The organism is Faecalibacterium sp. HTF-F (assembly GCF_023347535.1).
GTDB lineage: Bacteria > Bacillota > Clostridia > Oscillospirales > Ruminococcaceae > Faecalibacterium > Faecalibacterium wellingii.
Genome location: NZ_CP094473.1, coordinates 917,338 through 943,548, shown reverse-complemented (window position 1 = coordinate 943,548; position 26,211 = coordinate 917,338). Strand labels below are relative to the sequence as shown.

Here is a 26,211-nt window from a genome sequence, read left to right as displayed (position 1 = left end):
CCCTGTAACACGCCCGCCCTGCGCGGCAGAACGCTGCCGACAGCCGGGTGCAGCCCGTTTGTTTTTAGCAAAGCAAGGAGAGAATTGGAATGAGTTTCAGAGGAATCAATACCACGGTCATCCAGATCCGCCGTCAGGTGTTCACCGAGGTGGCACGCATGGCTTACGCCAACGTCAAGGGCGAGCAGGCCAACCACCTGATGCGCAAGATCCCCTACACCATCATCCCCGGTGAGGAAGGCAAGCTGCGCAAGGACATCTTCCTGGAGCGCGCCATCGTTGAGGAGCGTGTGCGTCTGGCCATGGGTCTGCCCACCCGCCGCATGGACGAGCACAACAGTGTCGTCTCCGGTCTGGAGGATGCATCCATCGCCGATAAGTATTACGATCCCCCGCTGGTGAACGTGATCAAGTTTGCCTGCAACCGCTGCCCGGAAAAGCTGGTCAAGGTCTCCGACCTGTGTCAGGGCTGCCTTGCCCACCCCTGTATGGAAGTGTGCCCCAAGAAGGCCATCACATGGGAGAGCGGCCGTTCCACCATCGATCAGGACAAGTGCATCAAGTGCGGCCGTTGCGTCGGCGTGTGCCCCTACAACGCCATCGTCAAGACCGAGCGTCCCTGCGCCGCTGCCTGCGGCATGGGTGCCATCCACTCCGATGAGCTGGGCCGTGCCGAGATCGATTACAGCAAGTGCGTTTCCTGCGGCCAGTGTCTGGTCAACTGCCCCTTCGGCGCCATTGCGGACAAGGGCCAGATCTATCAGCTGATCCAGGGCTTCAACCGCGGCGACCACATCTATGCACTGGTGGCTCCCGCCTTTGTCAACCAGTTCCCGGGTCTGGCTTCCACCGGCAAGCTCAAGGCTGCCCTGAAGGCCGTCGGCTTCTGCGATGTGGTGGAGGTTGCCATCGGTGCCGACCTGTGCACCGTGGACGAGGCCCACGACTTCCTGGAGGAAGTGCCCGAAAAGCTGAACTTCATGGCTACTTCCTGCTGCCCGGCATGGAGCATGATGGCAAAGACCGCATTCCCGGATCTGGCCAAGAACATCTCCATGACCATGACCCCCATGGTGTTCACTGCACGCATGATGAAGAAGGCCGACCCCGAAGCCCGTATGTGCTTCATCGGACCCTGCGCCGCCAAGAAGCTGGAAGCTTCCCGCCGCACCGTCCGCTCGGATGTGGACTTCGTGCTCACCTTTGAGGAGCTGGCCGGCATCATCGAGGCAAAGGACATCGACGTGGCAAATCTGGAAGTCGATCCCAACGAGCAGGATCTGATCCACGCTTCCGCTGCAGGCCGCGGCTTTGCACAGTCCGGCGGCGTGGCAAAGGCCGTTGCCGATAAGATCAAGGAATGGCACCCGGATATGGATGTGAAGATCGCATCCGCACAGGGTCTGGCCGAGTGCAAGAAGCTGCTGATGCTGGCAAAGGCCGGCAAGTACAACGGCTACCTGCTGGAAGGCATGGGCTGCCCGGGCGGCTGCATCGGCGGCGCAGGCACCATTGCCGACCCCGCACGTACGGCCATCCAGCTGAACAAGTACGTCAAGGAAGCTCCCTTCGCTGACCCGGAGCAGAGCGCCTTTATGACCAACATTCATGTGCTGAAGGACGACCCCAACTTTGAGGTCTAAGCCGAACTAGTTTTTCAGGTTCCAACACCGGACGGCCTGCGGGCTGTCCGGTGTTGTGTTTTCCCGGTAAAAGACCGGGCTGCCTGCAGCATAGGAACCAGCAGGTCAAAAACATCTGTTTTTTGTTTCTGATGTGCAACGTTTTTGTGAAAGGTTCACGAAGCAGATTGACATTTTTGCACGTCCATGCTATTTTAGCATTGAAAATTCCGGTATTTCGTGTGCCGGACAAGGCCGCCTTTGCGGCAAAGAAAGGCAGATATCCATGACTAAGACCTGTCAACGCGTAAGCGCCGCCCTGCTTTCGGTACTGCTGCTGTGCATGTTCACCTTTGGTGCCAGCGCTGCTGCTACCCTGAACGTGGGCGTTAAATTCTGGAAGGAAAGATCCGATAAGGAATCCATGGCCAACTCCGGCATCGACACGGACCGCGATGCCAGCCTTACCCGCCAGTCCAACGGCACCTATACCCTCACCCTGCCCATCCGGCAGGTGAGCAAGATGGGCGTCACCGGTTACCTGACCGGCCTGACCATCGGCGATGTGAACTATACCGGCGCTGTGACCGGCGAGGTGTCCAAGGGCACCGGCGTGCTCACCATCAAGAACCTGCCCGCCTCGGTGCTGACCGGTGACGATGTCAACAAGTCCCTTACCGTGACCTGCAACATCCAGATGGATCTGAGCGTTCTGGGCGAGATCAATACTTCGGCCCGCATGTGCATCTGGAACAAATGAGCTTTTCAAAGCAAGGAACGGCGTCCCGTCCGGAACGCCGTTCTTTGTTTTTTACCCTTCCATGTGCTTTTCCACAAAGTCCCCCACCATTTTGTCCAGCTGCAAAACGGCGTTTTCCGCGCCTTTCACCACCTTGCGGGTGGTGCGGCGCAGCTGGCGCTGGTTCTGGGTGGCAGCCATCACGCCCACGGCACCCAGTGCCGCGCCGGCCGCCATCCCCAGCAGCATCCCGGAAGAACTGTTCGTTTCGTGTTTCATCTTCAAAGCTCCTTTCGGTGAAAAGATCCGGTCTCCGGCGTTATTATTTCCAATAAAGTATCTGGTATCCGCTTTTTTTATGCAGAAATTTGTGGTATACTGTGTCGTGAAATTTATTATGGGTCTGTGTGCCCGGCCCAAACCGGCCGCAGCCCGTACTGCATACTGGCAAGGAGGTCCCCTTATTTGATACACCCTGTTGAACCCAAAAAAGTTCTCTGCATCCACGATCTTTCCGGCATGGGCCGCTGCAGTCTGGCGGTCATCCTGCCGGTGCTGTCGGTCATGGGCGTGCAGCCGGTGGCCCTGCCCACGGTAGTGCTTTCCACCCACACGGGCGGTCTGGGCACCCCTGCACGGCTGGACGGCTCTGCCTACGGCCAGCAGGCGCTGGAGCATTATCACGCTCTGGGTGTGGAGTTTGACTGCATCTATACCGGCTATCTGGGCGGCGAGGCACAGGTAGCGCTGGCTGAAAAAGCATTTGCGTACTGGCCCGCTGCCAAAAAGGTGGTGGACCCGGTGATGGGCGACAACGGCAAGGCCTATTCCACCGTCACCTCTGCCCTCATCGACCGCATCCGCGCGCTGTGCCAGTCCGCAGACCTGATCCTGCCCAACTACACCGAGGCGCAGCTGCTTTTGCAGCGTGAGCCGTGCACCGAGCCGCTCACCGACGAGGCTGCACAGGCTCTGGCCGACGAACTGACCACTCTGGCCCCGGGGGCTGTCGTCACCGGCCTGCCGCTGGGCAAGTACATCGGCTGCGCAGGCAGCGGCAGAGACCGCTTTCTGGTCAAAAAGCTGCACATCAGCCGCAGCTTTCCCGGCACCGGCGATCTGTACGGTGCCGTGCTCATCGGCTCGCTGCTGCAGGGCAACGCCCTGAGTGCCGCCGCCGACAACGCCGCCGAGTTCGTGGCACTTTCCATCCAGAGCACTCCCGCCGCACAGGATACCCGCTTTGGCGTCTGGTTCGAGCCGCTGCTGCCGCGCCTGTGCCCTGTGTCCGTGACCGAATAAGGAGACCGATCCATGAACGAAAAACCGACTTTGAACATCGTTCTTGTGGAGCCGCGCATCCCGCAGAACACCGGCAACGTGGCCCGCACCTGTGCCTGCACGGCCTGCCGCCTGCATCTGGTGGGCCCCATGGGCTTTGCCATCGATGACAAAAAGCTCAAGCACGCGGGGCTGGACTACTGGCATTACCTCGACATCAGCTATTACGACAGTCTGGACGAGTTCTTTGCCAAAAACAGCGGCCCCTATTACTATTTTACCACCAAGGCACCCCAGCGCTACACCGATGTGAGCTACCCGGACGGCAGCTATCTCGTGTTCGGGCGCGAGGACGCCGGCCTGCCGGAAGCACTGCTTGCGGCCAATCAGGAGCACTGTATCCGGATGCCCATGCGGGACACCTGCCGCAGCCTGAACCTTTCCAACAGCGTGGCTGTGGGCGTATACGAGGTGCTGCGCCAGTGGGACTTTCCGGAGCTTCTGGACCACGGACATTTACGAGATTACCAATGGAAATGAGGGAAATTATGAGCAAGATCGCGATCCTGACCGATTCCTCCTGCGATATCCCGCAGGAGATGGCCGAAAAATACGGCATTGACATCATGAGCTTCCACATCCTGCTGGATGATGTGGATTATATCGAGCGTGAGAGCTGCACCAACACCGAGTTCTACGATAAGATGCGTGCCGCTAAGGGCGTGCCCTCCACTGCCGCCATCACCCCCATCCAGTTCTGTGAAAAATACTGCCAGTACGTGGATGAGGGCTATACCGACGTCATCCATGTTCCCATCAACAAATCCGGCTCTTCCACCTATAACAACGCACTCATGGCGCAGGGGATGCTGCGGGAAGAGCGCCCGGAGCACCACTTGAAGATCCATCTGCTGGACCCCCACACCTATTCCATGGTGTTCGGCTGGTATCTGTGCGAAATGGCCCGCAAGCTGAAGAACGGCGCAGAGATCAGCCATGTGATCCATGAGTTCGAGACCCAGATGGACTGCATGGAGGTCATTCTGGGACCCTACAGCCTGAAGCAGATGAAAAAGAGCGGACGCATCTCTGCCGCTGCCGCCGTCATGGGCGAGCTGATGGGCATTCGTCCCATCATTACGCTGATCGACGGCAAGACCAGGGTGGAAGCCAAGGTGCGCGGCGATGACAAGGTGGTGCCCGCCATGGTGGAGCTGTGCAAACAGCGCTGCGAGGGCGTAGAGGACTTCGATTATATGATCGGCCACACGAACATCCCGCAGGCAGCGGATCTGGAAAAGGCCTGCCGCAAGGCCTTTGGCAAGCCGCCGCTGCTGGTGTTTGAGCTGGGCGGCGTTGTTTCCGCCAACACCGGCCCCGACACGGTGGCTCTGGTGTATACCGGCCATCCCAGAGGGTAAAACCATCTGAAATGGCCGCCGCTGCGCTCCGGCCACATTCAGAGGAATCATCATTTAAAATTTTGGGGTTCAGGAAAGTCTGCGGACTTTCCTGAACCCCATTTTCACAGCAGGGGTCGCAAAGGCAATCGGCAGTTTTCAGCGCCTGTTCACCGTTGCGGCCTTTCCCGTGAAAAGGCAGTTTTGAAACTGCAAATAAAAGATTTCTTTCCGCCGAATATGCCCAAAACAATGCGGAGGGCGTTTTCAATCGTCCTCTTCCCATTGCATTCCGTCTGATTTTATGCTATACTGCCTTCTGCTGTGCTTTTTGCGCAGCATCCTTTCAGAGCAACTTAGGATTTTAGGCTCCCCGGTGTATCTCGAACCATGCCGGGCCAAACCCACAGGGGCTGGCGGCCCTGTGCGGTCAAAATCATCCCGCTGGAGTATTATATCATGAATCAGAATCCTTCTATCCGTAAACTGGTGCGCTGCGGCGTGGTCGCAGCCATTTATGTTGTGCTCTGCATGGCCCTGCAGCCGCTCTCCTATGGTGCGGTACAGGTGCGTGTGGCTGAGGCGCTCTGCCTGCTGCCGGTGTTCGGTGCCGAGTACATTGCCGGTGTGGTACTGGGCTGCTTTTTGGCAAACCTGCTGGGCTCCACCATCGTGGATGTCATCTTCGGCACCCTTGCCACCCTGCTGGCCTGCCTTGTCACCTACAAGCTGCGGAACATCCGCTTCAAGGGTCTGGCTGTGGCGGCTTCCCTGCCGCCGGTGCTGTTCAATGCAGTGATCATCGGCATTGAGATCGCCGTCATGTTCCCGGACCCCACCTCCAGCGCTCCCATCTGGCTGGCCTGCATCACCAACGGCATCTCCGTAGGCATCGGCGAGCTCATCAGCTGCACCGTTCTGGGTGTGCTGCTGGTGAAGATCATCGAGAGCAGCAAGGCCCTGAACGAGCTCTTTGCAGCAGAATAAGCCGCTGTTTTCGCAGCGCGCTGATCCGTTCGCGGAAAACGGCTTTTTAAAAATCGGAGGTTTCCATGCAGGCAAACGGTATGATCTTCTGGGACTGGAACGGCACCCTGATGGATGATCTGGACTTTACCCACGGCTGTCTCAACTGGATGCTGGAGACTCACGGCTATCCGCAGCGGTACGATCTTGCCACCTACCGGGAAATTTTCGGTTTTCCCATTGAGGAATACTACATCCGCGCCGGCTTCGACTTTGCCAGACATCCCTATCCGGAGCTGGCCGAGTGCTTTATGGCGCACTACAACGCAGGCGTGGATGCCTGTCCCCCCTCTGCACACGCTGCCGAGACGCTGGCCGAGCTTTCGCGCCGGGGCTGGCGGCAGAGCGTGCTGTCTGCCTCCCGCCGGGACTACCTGATCGAGCAGGTGGCCGCGCGGGGCCTGCAGGGCTATTTTACCGAGTTGCTCGGCCTTGCAGACATCTATGGCGTCAGCAAGGTGCAGGTGGGCCGGAACTGGCTTGCCCAAAGCGGCATCGACCCTGCCGCCTGCGTAATGGTCGGCGATACGCAGCACGACGCCGAGGTTGCCGCTGCACTGGGCACAGGGTGTGTGCTCTACACCGGCGGGCATCAGTCCCGCAAACGGCTGGAAGCGGTATGCCCCCACGTCATCGACGATCTGGCCCAGCTGCCACAGCTGCTGGAAACACTGTAAATCAAAACGGACCACCTGCTGATGAAGCGGGTGGTCTTTTCCTTTTATGAACCTCCTGCCAGCGCAAATTTACAGAAAATTCATTCAAAAACCGGCTAAAATAACCTTGCAGGTTTGACGCGTCTGCCGCTTTGGTGTATCATATAGTAGTATTGTTATGTCTATCTCCGGGAAGCCTTTTCCCGAATTTGATCTATGAGGTGTTACCAATGTCCCTTGTTGAAAAACTCTTTGGCAGCTTCTCCGATCGGGAGCTGAAAAAGATCAACCCCATCGCCAAGCAGGTGCTTGCATTGGAAGGCAAATATGCCGCCCTGTCCGATGCTGAGCTGCAGGCCCAGACGGCCGCTTTCAAACAGCAGCTGGCCGACGGCAAGACCACCGACGATATCCTGCCCGATGCATTTGCCGTCTGCCGCGAAGCCGCATGGCGCGTGCTGGGCATGAAGCACTTCCCCGTGCAGATCATCGGCGGCATCGCCCTGCACCGCGGCGATATTTCCGAAATGCAGACCGGTGAAGGCAAGACCCTTGTTGCCACCCTGCCCGCCTACCTGAATGCCCTCACCGGCGAGGGCGTGCATGTTGTCACCGTCAACGATTACCTTGCCAAGCGCGACAGCGAGTGGATGGGCAAGCTCTATCGCTGGCTGGGTCTGAGCGTCGGCCTGATCGCACAGGGCATGGACGGCGATGCACGCCGTGCCGCCTACGCCGCCGACATCACCTACGGCACCAACAACGAGTTCGGCTTTGACTACCTGCGCGACAACATGGTGACCTATAAAGCCAACATGGTGCAGCGCGGCCATGCCTTCGCCATCGTCGATGAGGTGGACTCCATCCTGATCGATGAAGCCCGCACTCCCCTGATCATTTCCGGCCGCGGCGAGGATTCCTCCAGCCTGTACACGCAGGTGGACCGCTTTGTGCGCACCCTGCGCAAGAGCGTAGTGGTGGAGCTGGAAGATAAGGTGTCCACCGATGAACAGGCAGACGGTGATTACGTCGTGGACGAAAAGCACAAGACCTGTACCCTGACTGCCAGCGGCATCAAGAAAGCGGAAGCCTACTTCAAGGTCGAGAACCTTGCCGCCGCCGAGAACATGACCCTTGCCCATCACATCGATCAGGCCATCAAGGCCTACGGCGTGATGCAGCGGGACATCGATTACGTGGTCAAGGATGGTCAGGTCATCATTGTGGATGAGTTCACCGGCCGTCTGATGATCGGCCGCCGCTACAACGAGGGTCTGCATCAGGCCATCGAGGCCAAGGAGGGCGTAAAGATTGCTGCCGAGAGCAAAACGCTGGCCACCATCACCTTCCAGAACTACTTCCGCATGTACAAAAAGCTGTCCGGCATGACCGGTACCGCCAAGACCGAGGCCACCGAATTCACCGAAATCTACGGCCTGAACATCGTCACGGTGCCCACCAACCGTCCCCGTCAGCGCATCGATTATCCGGACGCCATCTACAAGACGGTCAACGGCAAATACAATGCCGTTATCCAGCAGGTGCTGGAATGCCACCAGAAGGGCCAGCCCGTGCTGGTGGGTACGGTCAGCGTGGAAAAGAGCGAAACGCTGGCAAAAATGCTGCAGAAGTACACCCGCAGCTTCAATGTGCTGAACGCCAAGAACCACGAGCGCGAGGCCGAGATCGTGGCGCAGGCCGGTAAAAAGGGTGCCATCACCATCGCCACCAACATGGCAGGCCGTGGTACCGATATCATGCTGGGCGGCAATGCCGAGTTCATGGCCAAGGCCCAGATGCGCAAGGAGCACTTCTGTGAGAACCTGCTGAATCCCGAAAAGCCCGAGGACGCCGACCCGGCAGCGGTGGAGATGCTGCTGACCGAAGCAAACGGCCACGGCGACACCGAGGACGCCAACATCCTTGCGGCCCGCAGGCGCTTTGATGAGCTGTACGCCCAGTGCAAGCCCCAGATCGATGCCGAGGCCGAGGAAGTGCGTGCTGCAGGCGGTTTGTTCATCATCGGCACCGAGCGCCACGAGAGCCGCCGCATCGACAACCAGCTGCGGGGCCGTGCCGGCCGTCAGGGCGACCCGGGTGCTTCCCGCTTCTACCTGAGCCTGGAAGATGACCTGATGCGCCTATTCGGCGGTGACCGCGTCTCCAGCCTGATGGACACCCTCAAGATCGACGAGGACACGCCCATCGAGAACCGCATGATCACCAACACGCTGGAAAGCGCCCAGAAAAAGCTGGAAGGCCGCAACTTCGAGATCCGCAAGAACGTGCTGAAGTACGACGACGTGATGAACCAGCAGCGCGAGATCATCTATGGCCAGCGCCGCAAGGTGCTGGACGGCGAGGACATCAGCACCGAGATGCACAAGATGCTGCGGGAGAACATCGATTCCAGCTGCGCCCAGTTCCTGGCCGGTGATGTGAAGGACGACTGGGACTTTGGTGCCCTGCGCCGCCACTATCTGGGCTGGCTGACCACCGACGCCGACCTGCACTATGATGTGGCCGACTTTGAGGATATCTCCCGTCAGAGCATTGCCGATATGCTGTATGACCGCGGCATGAAGATCCTTGCCGACAAGGAGCAGCGCTACGGTGCCCCGGTCATGCGCGAGCTGGAACGCATCTGCCTGCTCAAGTGCGTGGACCGCATGTGGATGGATCACATCGACAACATGGATCAGCTGCGTCAGGGCATCGCGCTGCGCGGCTACGGCCAGAAGGATCCTGTTGTGGAGTACCGCATCGAAGGGTTTGACATGTTCGACCAGATGGTGGATTCCATCCGTGAGTCCAGTGTGAAGATGCTGCTGTCCATCGAGATCCGTCAGGCCGGTGCCGCCCCCAAGCGTGAACAGGTGGCAAAGCCCACCGGCGAAGGCTTTGTGCCCGGCAACGGCGCTCCCGGTGCCAAGGGTGCACCCCACGGCCAGCCTGTGCGGGTGATCAAGATCGGCCGCAACGACCCCTGCCCCTGCGGCAGCGGCCTGAAGTGGAAAAAGTGCACCTGTGCCAAATATCATCCGGAAGGCACCCCGACGGACGAGAACTAAGTAATAAAGAGCCCTCTCCGTCACGGCCAATGCCCGAGAGGGTTTTCTTTATAAAATAAGAGGGAGTTGATTTTGAAATGATCACACCGGAAGAACTGCTCAGCGCCGCAAAAGAGCTGGAACCCCAGCTGCGCGAATGGCGGCGCACCCTGCACCGCCACCCCGAGGTGGGCTTTGATCTGCCGCAGACCAAAGCGCTGGTGGAAAAGGCCCTGACCGAAATGGGCTATGCCCCGCAGGACTGCGGCAGATGCGGCGTTCTCGCGCTGGCAGGCGGCAAGCGCCCCGGCAAGACCATCCTGCTGCGCGGCGACATGGACGCCCTGCCCATTCAGGAAGAATCCGGTGAGGAATTTGCTTCCGAGATCTCGGGCAGGATGCACGGCTGCGGCCACGATATGCACACCGCCATGATGCTGGGCGCAGCAAAGCTGCTGAAGGCCCACGAAGACGAAATCGAAGGCACCGTGAAGCTGGAGTTCCAGCCTGCCGAGGAGATTTTTCAGGGCTCGCTGGACATGCTGAAAAACGGCCTGCTGGAAAACCCGAAGGTGGACGCCGCGGTGATGTTCCACGTTCTGGCCGGGATGCCCCTGCCGGTGGGTACGGTGCTGGTGCCGGGCGGCGGCATCACCATGGCAAGCTGCGAGCAGTACCACATCACCGTCCACGGCAAGGGCGGCCACGGCTCCATGCCCAACGCCTGCATCGACCCCATCACTGCAGCGGCCCACATCCACATTGCCCTGCAGGAGATCAACAGCCGTGAGCTGGACCCCGCCAAGTTCGGCGTGTTCACCACGGGCCGGTTCGAGGCAGGCAAGGCCTCCAACGTCATCCCGGATTCTGCCGATATGTGGGGCACCATCCGCACGGTAGACCCCGAGGGCGCAGTCAGTGAGCAGATTCACCAGCGCATGACCGAGATCGCGCAGGGCGTGGCGGCAGCCTATCGCTGCACCGCCGAGGTGGAATTCAGCGACCACTGCCCCTGTATGGTGGTGGACACGCCCCTTGCCAAAGATTCGCTCACCTATATGACCGAACTGCTGGGCCGGGGTGCCATGGACATGACCGCCCTCACCGGCGGCAAGCCCGGCGGCGGCAGCGAGGACTTTGCCTTTGTCAGCCATGAAGTGCCTACCGTGAGCATGTTCCTCTCCGCCGGAAATGCCAAGGAGGGCTATGTTTACGGCCAGCACCACCCCAAGGTGCGCTTTGACGACAGCGTGCTGTACGAGGGCTCTGCGGCCTATGTTTATATGGCTCTGCGGTGGCTGAGCGACCACAAGGCATAACCATTCGGAAAATTTATCATTTATTTGAACCTCCGAAAAATCTGCGGATTTTCCGGAGGTTCTTTTTCACGGATGGGTTCGGAGCAGCACACTGCATCTCTTAAAAAATCGCCTTTATAAACAAAAGATCCCGGAAGGTTCGCACCCTCCGGGGTCTTTTTTATATTAGCTTTGCCCCCGCGTGGGGCAGGCTGTCGGCACCAAGGCTCTGCAGTCTCTGGGGCAGGGCGGTCAGGTCGCCGCCGGTGTAATACCACGCGGCGGCAAACGCGGCCAGTGCCAGAACCAGCAGAAAAATCAGGGCATTCCGCACCCTGTGCCGTTTGCGGGGCGGCTTTGCTGGAGCGGTGTTTTCCGGCTTATCCGGCAGCGACCGCGCCGTCAGCACATCCGCCGGGACCGCCTTGCCGTATTTTTGCCAGCTTGTCCCCGCCGCCTGCGGCAGACCGGATGCAGCACGACGGATCATGTCCAGCAGCCAGAGGGCCGGTGCGTCCGTATTCGCCACTGTGCGCACCCAGCAGCCCCTGCGGCTGCCCAGAAACAGCACGGTGTCCTCGGCGCGCTCCACACACCCGGCGGCAAGATCTGCGCCCACAAGACGCTGTGCCGCCTGCACACGGGCCAGTTTTGCCGGAATGGGCCCGCCTTTCACGCGGCAGGTTCTGGCGCTCAGCTTTTCCCGGATCTTTGCGTCCGCATAGCTCAAAGCTCCAAAGTCGAACACCTTTTCCGCACCCGGCACCGTTTCCAGCCGGGCTTCCAGCAGGGTGCCTGCGTCCGCATCACAGCATACCAGCAGCCTGCGGTGCGTTTCCAGCGCCTGCACCGCTGCATGAACAAGGGTCATCTCCCCTTCTCCATAGAGCTCTGCCGCAAAGCGGCCGTTCAGGGCCTTGCGGGCCTTTTCCAGCCCGGCAGGCGTTTCGGCCTGCAGGGCCGCAAGCACCTCTGCCCCACGGCCACGGCATCGAGCTGCAATGTCTGCCTGCTGTGCTGCCTGCTGCACCGTCCACAGCGGTGCGCCAAACAGACGCAGCACACAGGTGGTCTGCGTTTTTTCTTCGTGTATCAACTGCTTCACCCCCGCGGCCCGGGGCCGCTCGTATTAACCCTTGAGGAAGGTGCTGTCCAGTGCCGTCAGAGCCGCAGCGTCATGCCGGTCGCTTTTTGCCAGTGCCTGTGTATCTGCAGGAACTTTGCCCTGAGCCAGACGCAGCGCCAGTTCCAGTGCCATCTGTGCCGCGCGGGCACGCACCAGCGCACGGTCGGGGCGGGAGACGAAGAGCTTTTTCACATATACGGTCTCGCCGCAGGCCGCACCCAGATACACTGTGCCCACCGGACGGACGGCATCGCCGCCGTTGGGGCCTGCCAGACCGGTGACGCTGACAGCGATATCGGCCCCGGCAGCTTCTGCCGCGCCAAGCGCCATCTGTGCCGCCACAGGGGCAGACACCACATTGTATTTTGCAATGACTGCCGGTTCCACACCTACCATTTTTGCCTTGGCCTGTTCCCAGTAGGTGACAAAGCCGAAGCCGAACACCTCGCTTGCACCGGACACATTGGTCAGCCGCTGGGCAATCATGCCGCCGGTGCAGCTTTCTGCCGTGGCAATGGTGAGCCCCTTTTCCTTCAGGGTGTGCACCAGAGTCTCTTCCAGACCGGTCACATCCTCATCATACACCGCATCACCCAGCAGATCATAGAACTTTGTGGCGTATGCGCGGCACATTTTTTCGGCTGAACTGTCGTTTTCTGCCCGGGCCGTGATGCGGATCTCGCATTCGCCGGTCTTGCAGTAGATGGCGGCGGTGGGATTTGCATTTTCCAGCAGATGCCGCACACGGTATTCGATATCGCTTTCACCGCCCAGCACCCGCAGCGTTATGGAATGCAGGGTGCAGTTCTGGCGGGCCAGCAGCAGCGGGCGCACGCTCTCCTCCCACATGGCCTTCATTTCGTGAGGCACACCGGGCATCAGCACGGCGCAATGGCCATCCTGCTCGAACCATGCCCCGGGGGCAGTGCCGTGGTTATTGATGATCTTGTGGCCGTGCGCCGGCACCATGGCCTGCTTGCGGTTGTTGGGGGTGGTCTTGCGCCCGGTGCGCGTGAAGAAATTCACGATCTTCTGCCATTCTTCCGGGTCAAAGGCCAGCATGTCACCGTAGCAGCCAGCAACCGTCTCCTTGGTCAGGTCGTCTGCGGTGGGGCCAAGCCCGCCGGTAAACACCAGCAGGTCGCACCGCTGCTTTGCTTCGTTGACAAAATCTGCCAGACGGTCGTGGTTGTCGCCGATGGTGCTCTCGCGCTGGACCGTAATGCCCAGTGCCGCCAGCTCGCGGCTCAGATACTGGGCGTTGGTGTTCAAAATGTTGCCGAGCAGCAGCTCGGTACCCACACTGATGATCTCTGCTGTCATGGATAAATCAACCCTCAAATTCTACCTGATCGGTGATACGGATGCGGATGCGCTCGGCACTCTCTGCAGCTTCGGCTTCCAGCGCGGCAAGGCCGGGCATGGCGGCTTCGGCTTCCAGAATTTCGGCCAGCTCCGGGCGGATCTTCGGATGCGGCGGGGTGAAGATGGTACAGCAGTCCTCATAGGGCAGGATGCTGGTCTCAAACGTGTTGATGTGGCGGGCCGTCTCCACGATCTCGGTCTTGTCCATGCCGATGAGCGGGCGCAGGATGGGCAGGTCCTGCGCAGCATCGGTGCACTGCAGGGCCTTGACGGTCTGGCTGGCCACCTGAGCCAGACTCTCGCCGGTAACAAGGGCTTCACAGCCCTGCTTTTTGGCAATGACGTTGGCAATGCGCATCATGCTGCGGCGCATCAGCACCGTGAACAGCACATCCGGAGCATTATCCCGGATGTACTCCTGCGGCTTGGTGTAGGGCACGACGAACAGATTGGAGCTGCCCGTATAGATGCTGGTGAGCTGCGCCAGTGCCTTCACCTTGAGCTTTGCGCGCTCCGAAGTGTACGGCGGAGACGCAAAATGGATGTGGTCCAGAGCCAGACCACGCTTAGCCATGCGGTATGCCGCTACCGGGCTGTCGATGCCGCCGGACAGCATGTTCAGTGCACGGCCGCTGGTGCCCACGGGCAGGCCGCCCTCACCGGGCACCTTGGGGCCGTGGATGTAGGCACCGTAATCACGAATTTCTACGATCACCTTAAAATCCGGGTTATGCACATCCACCTTGAGGTAGTTGTGTTTGCCCAGCAGATAGGCACCCAGTTCCCGCATCAGTTCAGGGCTGGTCATGGGGTAGGTCTTGTCGGAGCGGCGCGCTTCCACCTTGAAGGTGCGGATGCCATGCAGGCTGGCACCGAGGTAATCCTCAGCGGTCTGGCAGATGGTGTCAAAGTCCTTGTCGCAGACCACGGCGCGGCTGAGTGCCGCAAGGCCGAACACCTTGCTCACCCGGTCAAAGGCAAGATCCATGTCCACATCCTCTTCCTCGGGTTCCATGTAAAAGGTGGACTGAGTGCAGTAGACCTTGAATTTGCCCACGGTCTTGAGCCGGTAGCGCAGGATCTTCATCATCGCCGACTCGAACTGGTTGCGGTTGAGGCCTTTCAGGGACATCTCACCCTGATAGCCCATAATGATTTCATGCATAAATGTTGTATCTCCTAGGTTACGATTTAACATGGCCGCCGCTTGCGCTCTGGCCATTCTCAGCGGAAAGTTTAATATTTATACTTGTGTTCTGGAAATGACTGCGGTCATTTCCAGAACACTTTTTCACGGGCAGGGTCGTAACGGTCAGCGGCATCCATCCTCCTATTCGCGAAAGTATCCTGACAAAAATGCAGAGAAACAATTTGCTGCATCTGCCGGTCCGGACCCCTTCTGTAAAAATGCGTTTGGAGTGCCCCGCAGGGCACGACAAACGCCCTAATCAGAATGATCCTTCCTCTAAACATGGCCAGAGCAAAGCGGAGGCCATTCCAGATGGTCCTGCCTGCGGAATCACTTCCGGATCTTCTGCAGATGCTTCATGCCGTCCTCAAAGCGGTCAAGGAAGGCATCCACATCCTCGGGGGTGTTGTCGCCGCAGAAGGACACCCGGATCGCCGTATCGATGGCCAGCGGGTCTTTGCCCATGGCCGCCAGCGTATGGCTGGGCTGGCCCCGGCCGCAGGCGCTGGCCGACGAAACGTAAATTTGTGCTTCGGCCAGCCATGCCAGCATGGTCTCGCTCTTGATGCAGTTCTCGCTGAAGTTCAGCACCTCGGGCACAGCGTTTTCCGGGCTGTTGATCTCCACCTCCGGGAAAACCTTCAGCCCTTCCCGCAGGCGCTGGTTCAGCGCCCGCATGGCGGTGTCACGGCTCTTCATGGTCTTTGCCAGACGGGTGGCGGCTGCCGCCAGACCCATGGCATAGGGCAGGTTCTCGGTGCCGGGGCGCAGGCCGCGCTCCTGCTCACCGCCCAGATAGGGCGGCCGGAACGCCTGCACCAGACGGTCGGACAGGTACAGCGCACCAATGCCCTTGGGGGCATGGATCTTGTGGCCGCTCACCGACAGGGTGTCGATGTTGTCCAGTTTGATGGGCACACGCATCCACGCCTGCACCGCATCCACATGGACGATGGTGCGGCTGTTGCGGCGCTTGACCTCGGCGGCAAGGCGTTCCACATCGTTGCGGGTGCCTACCTCGTTGTTCACCATCATGCAGGCCACAAGGATGGTGTTTTTGTCCACATGCTCCAGCATCCGGTCCATGTCCAGTGTGCCGTCCGGGCGGGGTTTGACCACCGTGACATCATAGCCCTGCTTCGCCAGCTCTTCCAGCGGGCGCTGGACACTGGGGTGCTCAAAGCCGGACACCACGATGCCCTTGCCAAAGGTGCGGGTGCGCACCGCGCCCAGCAGAGCCAGATTGTTGCTCTCGCTGCCGCAGGAGGTAAAGTACAGCTCCCGGCTCTTGCAGCCCAGTGTGCGGGCCACAACGGCACGGGCGGTGTTCAGCGCTTCCTCGCTGCGGGCACCGGGGCCGTACAGGCTGGACGGGTTTGCCCAGTGTTCCCGCATGGCCTTGTCGATCACATCCGCCACCTCGGGAGCAACCATCGTGGTGGCGGCGTTATCCAGATAATGCAATTCAGGGTTTTGCAGCATAAAAGGGATTCCTGCTTTCTAAAATTTCAGAATAAACCATGATAAGTATACCACAACCCATCTTATAACGCAAAATATTTAACACTGTTTTTCCTTGACAAACACCCCGGTGATGTGCTATCTTTACAGCATAGAGACCGCGTTTCCGCTGACGGAACCTTGTGGAGCACCACAGTGCGGATGCGCAGGAGAGTCAATGCCGACCGTCTGGGCAGCCTTGCGCAATTGCTGCGCAAAGCTGCCTTTTTTGTTGTCGGAAGTTGTTTTTATGAGCAGAGTACGCTGAATGGCGAGATTTTTTGCCCGCAGACAAGGCGATTTTTCGCAGTGATCCTGACGGATTGCAAGAGGGAAAGCAACACAGGATGCGGGCAAAAAGGCCGTTCAGGCGGCGTGCAATGCTTGTGAAAACAACTTCCAAAGGAGGATGTCTGATGAAAACCGATATCGAGATCGCACAGGAAGCAAAGATGAGACCCATCACCGAGATCGCCGCCCAGCTGGGCCTTTCCGATGAGCACGTGATCCCCTATGGCCGCTACAAGGCCAAGATCGATCACCGCCTGATCCACGATGCCAAAAAGCAGGGCAAGCTGATCCTTGTCACCGCCATCAGCCCCACCCCGGCGGGCGAGGGCAAAACCACCACCAGCGTGGGTCTGGCCGATGCCATGAATGCTCTGGGCAAAAAAACCATGCTCTGCCTGCGTGAGCCCAGCCTTGGCCCGGTGTTCGGCGTCAAGGGCGGTGCTGCCGGCGGCGGCTACGCACAGGTGGTGCCCATGGAGGACATCAACCTGCACTTTACCGGCGATCTGCACGCCATCGGCACAGCCAACAACCTGCTGGCTGCCATGATCGACAACAGCATCCAGCAGGGCAACCCGCTGAACATCGACCCCCGCCGCATCACATGGAAGCGCTGCATGGACATGAATGACCGTCAGCTGCGGTTCATCGTGGACGGTCTGGGCGGCAAGGTGAACGGCACCCCCCGCGAGGACGGCTTTGATATCACCGTTGCCAGCGAGGTGATGGCGATCTTCTGCCTCGCCACCAGCATTTCCGACCTGAAGGAGCGTCTTTCCAAGATCGTGTGCGCCTACACCTACGACGGCAAGCCCGTCACCGCCGGTGAGATCGGTGCTGCCGGTGCCATGACCGCCCTGCTGAAGGACGCACTGGACCCGAACCTTGTGCAGACGCTGGAAAACAATCCCGCCATCATCCACGGCGGCCCCTTTGCCAACATCGCCCACGGCTGCAACAGCGTGCTGGCCACCAAGCTGAGCCTTTCTCTGGCCGACTACACCATCACTGAGGCCGGTTTCGGTGCCGATCTGGGCGCAGAGAAGTTTTTGGATATCAAGTGCCGCTATGCAGGCATCGCACCCAGCGCCTGCGTGCTGGTGGCTACCGTGCGTGCCCTCAAGAGCCACGGCGGCGTGGCAAAGGCCGACCTGAGCCAGCCCAACCTCGAAGCCGTCAAGGCCGGTGCCTCCAACCTGATCCGCCACATCGACAACCTGAAAAACGGCTTCGGACTGCCGGTGGTGGTCGCCATCAATGCCTTCCCCACCGATACCGCCGAAGAGCAGGCCTATGTGGAGCAGGTGTGCGCCGAGCAGGGCGTTTCCTGCGTGCTGAGCGAGGTGTTCGCCAAGGGCGGCGAGGGCGGCAAGGCTCTGGCCGAAAAGGTGCTGGAGGTTCTGGAGGATCGTCCCATCCAGTACACCTACCCGCTGGAGATGCCGCTGAAGGATAAGATCAGCGCCATCGCCACCAAGATCTACCGCGCCGACGGCGTGAACTACAGCGCCGCCGCCAGCAAGACACTGGCTGAGCTCACCGACATGGGCTACGGGAATCTGCCTGTCTGCATCGCCAAGACCCAGTACAGCTTCAGCGACAACGCAAAGCTCATCGGTGCCCCCACCGGCTTTACCATGGAGGTACGCGAGGTGCGCCTTGCTGCCGGTGCCGGCTTCGTGGTGGTCATCTGCGGCAATATCATGACCATGCCCGGCCTGCCCAAAAAGCCCGCCGCTGTGGGCATCGATGTGGATGCCAACGGCAAGATCACCGGTCTGTTCTGACCTGAAACTTTCCGTCTTTTAAATAAACTTCACAGAAGGGGCGCCGCTTCCGTTAGCAACTTTTCTCTGTGAAAACGTGGCCCAGAGCAACGCGGAGGGCATTTCAAATCGTCCCACACAACAAGGGGCTGCTGCACCAAACTCAGTGCAGCAGCCCCTTGTTCTTTTTACTCTGCAGTGTGGTTCCGCAGGTAGTCCACCCATGCCGCATAACCGGCGGGTCTCAGGTGGTATCCGTCCGGCTGAGCATAGCTCTCGATCAGATCGCCGTTTTCGTCTGCCAGCACTTCCCACAGGTTGAGGAAATAGCAGTCCTTTTCCAGTGCGATAGCTGCCAGCTCATTGTTGATCTGGTACAGCCTGTCACGGTTCAGTCCCTCGTGACCGGACTTCTGGCTCACCTCCGGACGCACCGGCGTGATCGACTGCACGTAAATTTTGGTGTTCGGCAATGTCTGGTTCAGCATGTCCAGCATCAGCCGGTAGTAGGTCAGAAAGCTGGAATAGTCCGTATCGCGGCCCAGTACATTGGTCCCCAGCAGCAGATACACCGCCCTTGGGTTCTGGGCGGTCAGGGCTTCCAGCGGCACCTCGGTCGTGCCATCGGCACGCTTGCAGGTGGTGCCGTTGACGATTACATTCGGGCCCACACCCTTGTAGGCGCAGAACATGGCATTCTGCATTCCCTCCTCATACAGCTGCATCCCCTGCGTCAGGCTGTCGCCCACAAAGCTCACATCGTTGAACCAGCTTTTTTCCACAGCCGTGCTCTGCGGCACAGCCGCCATGCGGAAATCCAGTGCCGTGGCCGTGCTGCCTGCAAGCGCCTGCACCGTGAGCGGCCGCGCCGCTGCATAGGAAACCGTGTTCCATGTGTCGTCCTGTGTCACTTCCTGCAGGATGGTGTTCTGCCCCATGCCGGAGGGGCTCGTTTCGCGGTGCAGGCTTTTCCACAGCATCCCGATGGCTCCCACCATCAAGAGCAGCAGCAAAAGCCCTGTCGCCATGAACCGCCTGCGCCAGCGCCTGCGCAGCACCCGCCGCCGGTATTCCTGATAGTCTGCCATGGTGTTTTCCCTCACTTTTCCGCACCGGTCCGCCCGGGCTTTTTCTGCTTTTAGTATACCATATCTGTGCGCCTCTACAAGCCCTGTTTTCTGCCAGAGTGCCTAAAATTGCAGATTTTTTTGCACGCAGGCATGCCATTGTGTGCAAAAAGCCTGCCTTTTGCGGGTACAAAAGCTTGCATCCTGCACCACAGATGTGTTATACTGAACTGAACTACTATTGATAGGGAGGCTTTCACGATGGCATTCACTCCAAAACTGACTTATAAAGGCAAGCCCCTCGTCCGCAAGGACAATGAGCTGTACTACGGCAATATGACCGACCCATACGTGCTCTATCTGCAGATCATGACCACCAAGCCTGTGGGCGATCAGCAGGTTGCAGACAAGGTCCACCTGATGCTGCTCTCTACCGACACCACCAAGGCTCCGCAGGAGCGCGTGATGCGTCAGACGACCAAGATCGGTCTGTACAACGCTTTGGACATCGGCAGCATCTGGCTGCAGAAGGCAAACGCACAGTAAGCAAAAAGCTGCTGCACAGCAAATGTGCAGCAGCTTTTTTGTTTGTCTTCCGCGGCAGGATTTTTACTCTTCGGTCACTTCAAAGTCGAGGGGCTTGCCGCAGTTGGGGCACTTGGGTGCGCCGTCCAGCAGCTCGTCCTCTTCAAACACAGAGGTCGTGCCGCACTCCGGGCAGGTCACTTCGTACTGCACGGGGCCGTCCTCGGCGTCATCTTCGCCGTCCCCTTCCAGAGCGACCTCAAAGGTCACGCCGCAGTGCGCACAGTTGGCTTCGCCTGCATCCAGATCATCCTCGCTGACATAAACAGTCTCGCCGCAGTTGGGGCAGGCCACTTCATAGAACGGCTCGCTGGCGATGTCATCATCCTTGGCATCGTCGTCGTCATCGGTGTCCTCGTCCTCAGCGTCCTCGCTTTCGCCGTCTTCGTCCTCCTCGTACAGATCTGCTTCCAGATCTTCCAGCTCATCGCTCAGGTCGTTGATCTGGTCGTAGGCGCGGGAAAGATCTTCGTCCACGCTCTCGATGACCTCAGCCATTTCACCCAGCAGTGCGCTCATGGCCTTGATGATCTTGCCCTCTTTGGTGGTATCATCAATGCCCAGACCATCGACCAGACCCTGCAGATAAGCTGCCTTTTTGTTCAGTTCCATACGAATGCCCTCCTTAAAATGAGAAAAATCGGAGTTTTAAAAAACCGGGCAGACGGTTGCCCGCAGCCCGGTTTGGCGTTAAAAGGATCAGACGCGCTCCATATACTCGCCGGTGCGGGTATCGATGCGGATGTGGTCGCCCTCGTTGATGAACAGAGGCACACGAATCTCAGCACCGGTCTCGACGGTAGCGGGCTTCAGGGTGTTGGTGGCAGTGTTGCCCTTGACACCCGGCTCGGTCTGGGTAACTTCCAGCTCGATGAAGTTGGGGATCTCGACGCTGAACACCTTGCCCTTGTAGCTCAGCAGCTTGCACAGCTCGTTCTCCTTGCAGAACTTGAAGTTATCGGGCACATCGGCTGCGTTGACAGGGATGTCATCGTAGGTCTCGTTGTCCATGAAGTGGTACAGATCGCCATCCTCGTAGCTATAGGTCACGTCCTTGCGCTCGATGAAAGCCTGCGGGAACTTTGCGGTCGGGTTGTAGCTGGTCTCAACCACAGAGCCGGTGATCACGTTCTTGGTCTTGGTACGGACAAAGGCAGCACCCTTGCCGGGCTTCACGTGCTGGAACTCAACGACCTGAAGAACCTGGCCGTCCTGCTCAAAGGTCACGCCATTGCGAAACTCGCCTGCAGAAATCATAGGAATTCCTCCATTAGTTTAATCTCAAATGCTTAACGCATATCTCTATTTATTTTACCCAATCCTCTTGCATTTGGCAAGGGGTTTCGGCAAAAAAGACGATGAAAACAGAAAATATTTCATAAACCGGGCAACATGGGTCCTTTCACGGGCAGGGCAGCGGGGAGTTTTTCCAGCGAATGACCTGGTGGTGGGGCCCCGGCGCGCAAGCGTCGGGGCGGGACTGGAGTCTTGCAACAGCGACGACCGCTGCCCGCGGCAGAAAACAGGGAGAAGCTGTTGGGGCAGCGGCCAGCAAGACGTAAGCGATAGCGAAGCGGATGATGGGTGCCGCAACCCGTCGCTGTTCGCGGAGAAAGCTCCCTGACGGCCTGCCCATCACAATGCCTCTTTGTACATTCTCATCATCGTCTGTGCATCCTCAGCCTGCGTACCTGCGCTCTCGCAGATGATGACCGGCTGCAGCTTCCGCTGGGCCAGCAGTTCCATCAGCGGCTGCGGCTCCGGGCCAAACTGGGTCTCTGCAAAGGTCCAGTGGCGCTTTTCGCCGCCTGCCGAATACTCGATACGGGAAAAATGCACGTGGAACCGCTCTGCCCGTTGGTCCCCCAGCTTTTCTGCCATGCGGTCAAGGATGGCAGCGTAGTCCTCTTTCGAGCGGATGCCGCCCAGAGTGCGGGCATTCAGGTGGCCGAAGTCGATGCAGGGCGTGATGCGCCTGTCCACCGCACACAGCGCCAGCACCTCGTCCAGCGTGCCCAGCTGGCCGATCTTGCCCATGGTTTCCGGGCAGAGAGTCATATCGGCAAAGCCCGCTTCATCCAGCGCTTCCACGGCACGGCGCATGGTATCCAGCGCTTTTTCAAGGGCCGCTTCCCGGCTCTGCTTGCCGCAGCTGCCGGAGTGGAAAATAATTCGCCTGCCGCCCAGTGCCCTGCACACTGCCGCGCTCTGCAGCAGATACTGGATGCTGTTGAGCCGCTTGTCCTCTTCCAGACTGGACATGCTGATATAATAAGGTGCGTGCACACTGAACAGGATATCCTTTGGCCCGGCCAGTGCGGCCATTTTTGCGGCCTTGTCCAGTCCCAGGCGCACACCCCGTCCGCACTGGTACTCGAAGGCGTTCAGCCCCATCTTTGCGGTGTATTCCGGCACGTCCAGACTGCTCTTGTACCCTTGGGCTGCAAAGCTGTCGCTGGTGCCTGCAGTGCCGAACCGGATCTTCCAATCACTCACAGGGTCCTGCCTCCCCGGTCATAGTATTTCTGCCAGTGTTTTTTCTCCCACTTGCGCTTGAGGATGACCTGCGCACCGAGATCCGGGCCGCGGGGCACCACCATCAGGCCCGGAATGCCGTACAGCGCTGCCGCCATGCGGTCGGCATAGAGCTGGTCGCCCACCATCGCCATCTGACGTCGCTTCACGCCCATGCGGTGCTGTGCCGCCATCAGCGCAAAGGGCAGCGGTTTTGCGGAACGGTACAGGTACGCAAGGCCCAGTTTCTGGGCAAAGGGCCGCACCCGCTTTTCCGCGCCGTTGGACACGATGGTGAGCTTGACACCCGCCCTGCGCATGATGTCCAGCCACCCGGCCACTTCTTCCGGCAGCTCCTGACTGCGGTCGGCGGTGAGAGTGTTATCGATATCCAGCACCAGCGCAGTGATGCCTTTTGCCGACAGCCATTCCGGCGTGATGTGGGTGACATCCTTGAAAACATATTCGGGGGTAATGAGCATAATAGTTCTCCCTGTCTGTAGCATGCTCGCCCTCTCCGTCTGCTCACGTTGTTCGCATCCACCTCTCCCAAAGGGAGAGGCCTTGGCAGTCCACGCAAGGTTTCCGGGTTCGCCAGAGGCTCTCCCTTTGGGAGAGCTGTCACCGCAGGTGACTGAGAGGGCGAGGCCGTTCTCCCTGCAATGAAAATAGGAGAGCCTGAAATCAGGCTCTCCTACATCGGCGTTAGCAACGCGTATGAAATCTAAAGCAACAGCGATTTCAAGCGATCAATTACTTGAACTTGCGCTTGCGGGCTGCTTCGGACTTCTTCTTGCGCTTGACAGACGGCTTCTCGTAAGCCTCGCGCTTACGGACCTCTGCGAGCACACCGCTGCGAGCAGTGCTGCGCTTGAAGCGACGCAGTGCGCTTTCCAGCGACTCGCCCTCTTTAACACGAATTTCCGACATCTTATTCCCTCCCTTGGACCGTGAGGCAGGAATTTCGTTGTTACATGGTAACTAACAGTAGACAGTATAGCGCATTTTCTCTGGTTCGTCAACCTTTTTTTGAAAGTTTTTTGCTCAAAATCTTTGAAAAGATTTTGAACAGACGCTCCCGGGTGTTTTATGCGTTCGTCCGCCTCTGCGGGTAGTTATATATCCAGCCGTACGGCAGGGTATCGGGGTTTAGCCTTTGACGGCCAGATTGACCAGACGTCCCTTGACGTAGATCTCCTTCACCAGCTGCTTGCCTTCCAGAGCGGCGGCAACAGCGGGGTCAGCCTTGGCGGCAGCAATGGCAGCGGCAGCGTCGATGTCGGCTGCCACCTTCAGGCGGGCCTTCACCTTGCCGTTCACCTGCACAGCGATCTCCACCGTGCTCTCCACGCACTTGGCCTCTTCGTACTTGGGCCAGGGATAGTAAGCCAGCTGCTCAGCGTGGCTGTGGCCCAGCTTCTCCCACAGCTCTTCGGTCATGTGGGGAGCAAACGGGTTCAGCAGCTGGACAACGGTCTCCAGCTCGGCCTTGGTTGCGCCGCCGTTGTCATACAGGGCGTTCACCAGCGTCATGAGCTGGGCAATGGCGGTGTTCATCTTCAGGGTCTCGATGTCAGCGCCCACCTTCTTGATGGTCTGGTGCATCAGAGTCTCCACCTGCGGACGATAGCCCTCGCCCTCCACCAGCTTGTCGGACAGTGCCCACACGCGGTCAAGGAAGCGGTTGCAGCCTGCGATGGCAGAGGTCTGCCACGGTGCAGCCTGCTCGAAGTCGCCCATGAACATCTCGTACAGACGCATGGTGTCGGCACCGTACTGGTCCACCACCTCGTCCGGGTTGATGACGTTACCCAGAGACTTGGACATCTTCACGATGGGGTGGCGTGCCATTTCGCCGTACTTTTCTTCCAGAGCCTTTTCAGCGGCCTTCTGGCTGCCGTACTCCTTCAGCAGCTTTTCCTGCTCCTCAGCGGGCAGGTTGACAAAGCTGTGGGGGTTCAGGCCCAGGATCATGCCGTGAGCGGTGCGCTTCTGGTAGGGTTCCGGAGAAGGCACAGCGCCGATATCGTACAGGAACTTATGCCAGAAGCGGCTGTACAGCAGATGCAGGGTGGTGTGCTCCATGCCGCCGTTGTACCAGTCCACCGGAGACCAGTATTCCAGAGCCTCCTTGGACGCAATGGCATCCTTGCAGTGGGGGTCCATGTAGCGCAGGAAGTACCAGGAAGAACCGGCCCACTGGGGCATGGTATCGGTCTCACGGGTAGCAGGGCCGCCGCAGCAGGGGCAGGTGGTCTTGACCCAATCCTTGTGGCGGGCCAGCGGGCTCTCGCCGTCCGGGCCCGGCTCAAAATCGGTGATGTCCGGCAGGGTCAGGGGCAGGCTGCTCTCGGGCAGGGGCTGCCAGCCGCACTTTTCACACTTGACCATGGGGATGGGCTCGCCCCAGTAGCGCTGACGGCTGAACACCCAGTCGCGCAGCTTGTAGTTGACCTTATCGCAGCCCTTGCCGTTTGCCTCCAGCCATTCGATCATCTTTTTCTTTGCATCGGTAACGGACAGGCCGTTCAGGAAGCCGGAGTTGACCAGCGTGCCGGTGGCCACATCGGTGAAAGCAGCTTCGTCCAGATTGGAGGGGGTATTGCCCTTGACCACCTCGATGATGGGCAGGCCGAACTTCTTGGCAAACTCCCAGTCGCGGGTATCGTGGGCGGGCACAGCCATGATGGCACCGGTGCCATAGGTGGACAGAACGTAATCCGAGATAAAGATGGGGATCTCGGTATCATTGACCGGGTTGATGCCCATGACACCTTCCAGCTTGACGCCGGTCTTTTCCTTGTTCAGCTCGCTGCGCTCAAAGTCGCTCTTGCGGGCTGCCTCGGCCTGATAGGCCTTGACAGCATCGGCGTTCTTGAGGATGCCCTTGTCCAGCCACTCCTTGACCATGGCGTGCTCCGGAGAAACGACCATGTAGGTGGCGCCGAACAGGGTGTCGCAGCGGGTGGTGTACACGGTCAGGGTATCGCCTGCGGTGGTGCCGAAGTTGACCTCTGCGCCGTGGCTGCGGCCGATCCAGTTCTTCTGCTGGGTGGCAACGCGCTCAATGTAATCCAGACCGTCCAGACCATCGATCAGCTTATCGGCATAAGCGGTGATCTTGAGCATCCACTGGCTCTTGACACGGTGAACGACCTCGCTGCCGCAGCGCTCGCACACGCCGTTGACAACTTCCTCGTTGGCCAGCACGCACTTGCAGCCGGTGCACCAGTTGACGTTCATTTCCTTCTTGTAAGCCAGACCATGCTTATACAGCTGCAGGAAGATCCACTGGGTCCACTTATAATACTCCGGATCGGTAGTGTTAATCTCGCGATCCCAGTCAAAGGAGAAGCCCAGAGCCTTCAGCTGGCTGCGGAAGTGGTCCACATTGTTCTTGGTGACAATGGCCGGGTGGATGTGGTTCTTCATGGCAAAGTTCTCAGTGGGCAGGCCAAAAGCGTCCCAGCCCATGGGATACAGCACATTGTAGCCGTTCTGACGGCGCTTGCGGCTGACCACGTCCAGCGCGGTGTAGCTGCGGGGATGGCCTACATGCAGGCCGGCACCCGACGGATACGGGAACTCGACCAGTGCATAGAACTTGGGTTTTTTGTGGTCGATCTCGACATGGAAGGTCTTTTCGTCCTCCCACACCTTCTGCCACTTGGCTTCAACTGCCTTGTAATCGTACTTCATGTTGTTAATCAGCTCCAGACTTTATCCAAAATACCGT

General features: G+C 59.1%; 23 protein-coding genes and 2 riboswitches. Of the genes, 11 read left to right on the top strand and 12 right to left on the bottom strand.

Features of this window, described 5'->3' with window-relative positions; translation table 11 throughout:
* Positions 1-89: 89 nt before the first annotated feature.
* Positions 90-1,643, top strand: coding sequence for a 4Fe-4S dicluster domain-containing protein (locus tag MTP37_RS04420; protein WP_249238368.1), 1,554 nt, complete (start codon positions 90-92; stop codon positions 1,641-1,643).
* Positions 1,644-1,908: 265 nt separating this feature from the next.
* Positions 1,909-2,382 carry a pilin gene (locus MTP37_RS04415; protein WP_249238367.1) on the top strand — a complete coding sequence of 158 codons (474 nt, stop codon included), beginning with the start codon at positions 1,909-1,911 and terminating at the stop codon, positions 2,380-2,382.
* Positions 2,383-2,433: 51 nt separating this feature from the next.
* Here MTP37_RS04415 and MTP37_RS04410 read toward each other — a convergent pair whose 3' ends face one another.
* The gene (locus MTP37_RS04410) at positions 2,434-2,640 is read right to left on the bottom strand and encodes a hypothetical protein (RefSeq protein WP_249238366.1); all 207 of its coding nucleotides are present in this window, start codon (positions 2,638-2,640) and stop codon (positions 2,434-2,436) included.
* A gap of 186 nt (positions 2,641-2,826) precedes the next feature.
* On the opposite strand from MTP37_RS04410, the gene MTP37_RS04405 reads away from it, so the two are divergent.
* From MTP37_RS04405 to MTP37_RS04375, 7 genes are all read left to right on the top strand, one after another.
* On the top strand, positions 2,827-3,663 hold the full coding sequence (locus MTP37_RS04405; RefSeq protein WP_249238365.1) for a bifunctional hydroxymethylpyrimidine kinase/phosphomethylpyrimidine kinase: 837 nt from the start codon (positions 2,827-2,829) through the stop codon (positions 3,661-3,663).
* Between the two features lie 12 nt (positions 3,664-3,675).
* A complete protein-coding gene (locus MTP37_RS04400; RefSeq protein WP_249238364.1) occupies positions 3,676-4,182 on the top strand; it encodes a tRNA (cytidine(34)-2'-O)-methyltransferase in 507 nt (168 codons plus the stop codon).
* Positions 4,173-5,063: a DegV family protein gene (locus MTP37_RS04395; RefSeq protein WP_249238363.1), complete on the top strand. Its 891-nt coding sequence runs from the start codon at positions 4,173-4,175 to the stop codon at positions 5,061-5,063. The genes MTP37_RS04400 and MTP37_RS04395 overlap by 10 nt, the downstream gene beginning before the upstream one ends.
* 328 nt (positions 5,064-5,391) lie before the next feature.
* Positions 5,392-5,492, top strand: a riboswitch (PreQ1-III riboswitch).
* 9 nt (positions 5,493-5,501) lie between these two features.
* The gene (locus MTP37_RS04390; RefSeq protein ID WP_249238362.1) at positions 5,502-6,029 is read left to right on the top strand and encodes a QueT transporter family protein; all 528 of its coding nucleotides are present in this window, start codon (positions 5,502-5,504) and stop codon (positions 6,027-6,029) included.
* A gap of 65 nt (positions 6,030-6,094) precedes the next feature.
* The gene (locus tag MTP37_RS04385; RefSeq protein WP_249238361.1) at positions 6,095-6,745 is read left to right on the top strand and encodes an HAD family hydrolase; all 651 of its coding nucleotides are present in this window, start codon (positions 6,095-6,097) and stop codon (positions 6,743-6,745) included.
* Between the two features lie 209 nt (positions 6,746-6,954).
* A complete protein-coding gene (gene secA / locus MTP37_RS04380; protein ID WP_249238360.1) occupies positions 6,955-9,795 on the top strand; it encodes a preprotein translocase subunit SecA in 2,841 nt (946 codons plus the stop codon).
* A gap of 77 nt (positions 9,796-9,872) precedes the next feature.
* On the top strand, positions 9,873-11,093 hold the full coding sequence (locus tag MTP37_RS04375) for a M20 metallopeptidase family protein (protein ID WP_249238359.1): 1,221 nt from the start codon (positions 9,873-9,875) through the stop codon (positions 11,091-11,093).
* Positions 11,094-11,253: 160 nt separating this feature from the next.
* Here the strand turns inward: MTP37_RS04375 and MTP37_RS04370 are convergent, their stop codons facing one another.
* The 4 genes from MTP37_RS04370 to MTP37_RS04355 all read right to left on the bottom strand — a co-directional run bounded on the left by MTP37_RS04370 (position 11,254) and on the right by MTP37_RS04355 (position 16,234).
* Entirely contained in the window at positions 11,254-12,177 is a 924-nt protein-coding gene (locus MTP37_RS04370; protein ID WP_249238358.1) for a competence/damage-inducible protein A, read from the bottom strand.
* A 24-nt stretch (positions 12,178-12,201) separates the two neighbouring features.
* Positions 12,202-13,521 (bottom strand): competence/damage-inducible protein A, encoded by a 1,320-nt coding sequence (locus tag MTP37_RS04365; protein WP_249238357.1) that lies wholly within the window; start codon positions 13,519-13,521, stop codon positions 12,202-12,204.
* A gap of 7 nt (positions 13,522-13,528) precedes the next feature.
* The gene (gene thiI / locus MTP37_RS04360) at positions 13,529-14,728 is read right to left on the bottom strand and encodes a tRNA uracil 4-sulfurtransferase ThiI (RefSeq protein WP_005944312.1); all 1,200 of its coding nucleotides are present in this window, start codon (positions 14,726-14,728) and stop codon (positions 13,529-13,531) included.
* 354 nt (positions 14,729-15,082) lie between these two features.
* A complete protein-coding gene (locus MTP37_RS04355; protein WP_249238356.1) occupies positions 15,083-16,234 on the bottom strand; it encodes a cysteine desulfurase family protein in 1,152 nt (383 codons plus the stop codon).
* Between the two features lie 134 nt (positions 16,235-16,368).
* A riboswitch (ZMP/ZTP riboswitch) is annotated at positions 16,369-16,454 on the top strand.
* A 214-nt stretch (positions 16,455-16,668) separates the two neighbouring features.
* On the opposite strand from MTP37_RS04355, the gene MTP37_RS04350 reads away from it, so the two are divergent.
* A complete protein-coding gene (locus MTP37_RS04350) occupies positions 16,669-18,330 on the top strand; it encodes a formate--tetrahydrofolate ligase (protein WP_249238355.1) in 1,662 nt (553 codons plus the stop codon).
* Positions 18,331-18,497: 167 nt separating this feature from the next.
* On the opposite strand, the gene MTP37_RS04345 is transcribed toward MTP37_RS04350, so the two are convergent.
* Positions 18,498-19,397, bottom strand: coding sequence for a GDSL-type esterase/lipase family protein (locus tag MTP37_RS04345; protein ID WP_249238354.1), 900 nt, complete (start codon positions 19,395-19,397; stop codon positions 18,498-18,500).
* A 240-nt stretch (positions 19,398-19,637) separates the two neighbouring features.
* Here MTP37_RS04345 and MTP37_RS04340 point away from each other — a divergent pair, with 240 nt between their 5' ends.
* Entirely contained in the window at positions 19,638-19,922 is a 285-nt protein-coding gene (locus MTP37_RS04340) for a hypothetical protein (protein WP_118526302.1), read from the top strand.
* Positions 19,923-19,985: 63 nt separating this feature from the next.
* Here the strand turns inward: MTP37_RS04340 and MTP37_RS04335 are convergent, their stop codons facing one another.
* The 6 genes from MTP37_RS04335 to leuS form a co-directional block, all read right to left on the bottom strand.
* Complete coding sequence (locus MTP37_RS04335) at positions 19,986-20,573, bottom strand: CD1247 N-terminal domain-containing protein (RefSeq protein WP_249238353.1); 588 nt, start codon at positions 20,571-20,573, stop codon at positions 19,986-19,988.
* A gap of 87 nt (positions 20,574-20,660) precedes the next feature.
* Positions 20,661-21,218, bottom strand: a complete 558-nt coding sequence (efp, locus tag MTP37_RS04330; RefSeq protein ID WP_005928281.1) for an elongation factor P — start codon at positions 21,216-21,218, stop codon at positions 20,661-20,663.
* 378 nt (positions 21,219-21,596) lie between these two features.
* Positions 21,597-22,457 (bottom strand): TIM barrel protein, encoded by an 861-nt coding sequence (locus tag MTP37_RS04325; RefSeq protein WP_249238352.1) that lies wholly within the window; start codon positions 22,455-22,457, stop codon positions 21,597-21,599.
* Positions 22,454-22,957, bottom strand: a complete 504-nt coding sequence (locus tag MTP37_RS04320; RefSeq protein WP_249238351.1) for a YqeG family HAD IIIA-type phosphatase — start codon at positions 22,955-22,957, stop codon at positions 22,454-22,456. The genes MTP37_RS04325 and MTP37_RS04320 overlap by 4 nt, the downstream gene beginning before the upstream one ends.
* Positions 22,958-23,228: 271 nt before the next feature.
* Complete coding sequence (gene rpsU, locus MTP37_RS04315; RefSeq protein ID WP_005928271.1) at positions 23,229-23,405, bottom strand: 30S ribosomal protein S21; 177 nt, start codon at positions 23,403-23,405, stop codon at positions 23,229-23,231.
* A gap of 219 nt (positions 23,406-23,624) precedes the next feature.
* Positions 23,625-26,174 carry a leucine--tRNA ligase gene (gene leuS / locus MTP37_RS04310; protein WP_249238350.1) on the bottom strand — a complete coding sequence of 850 codons (2,550 nt, stop codon included), beginning with the start codon at positions 26,172-26,174 and terminating at the stop codon, positions 23,625-23,627.
* Positions 26,175-26,211 lie beyond the last annotated feature (37 nt).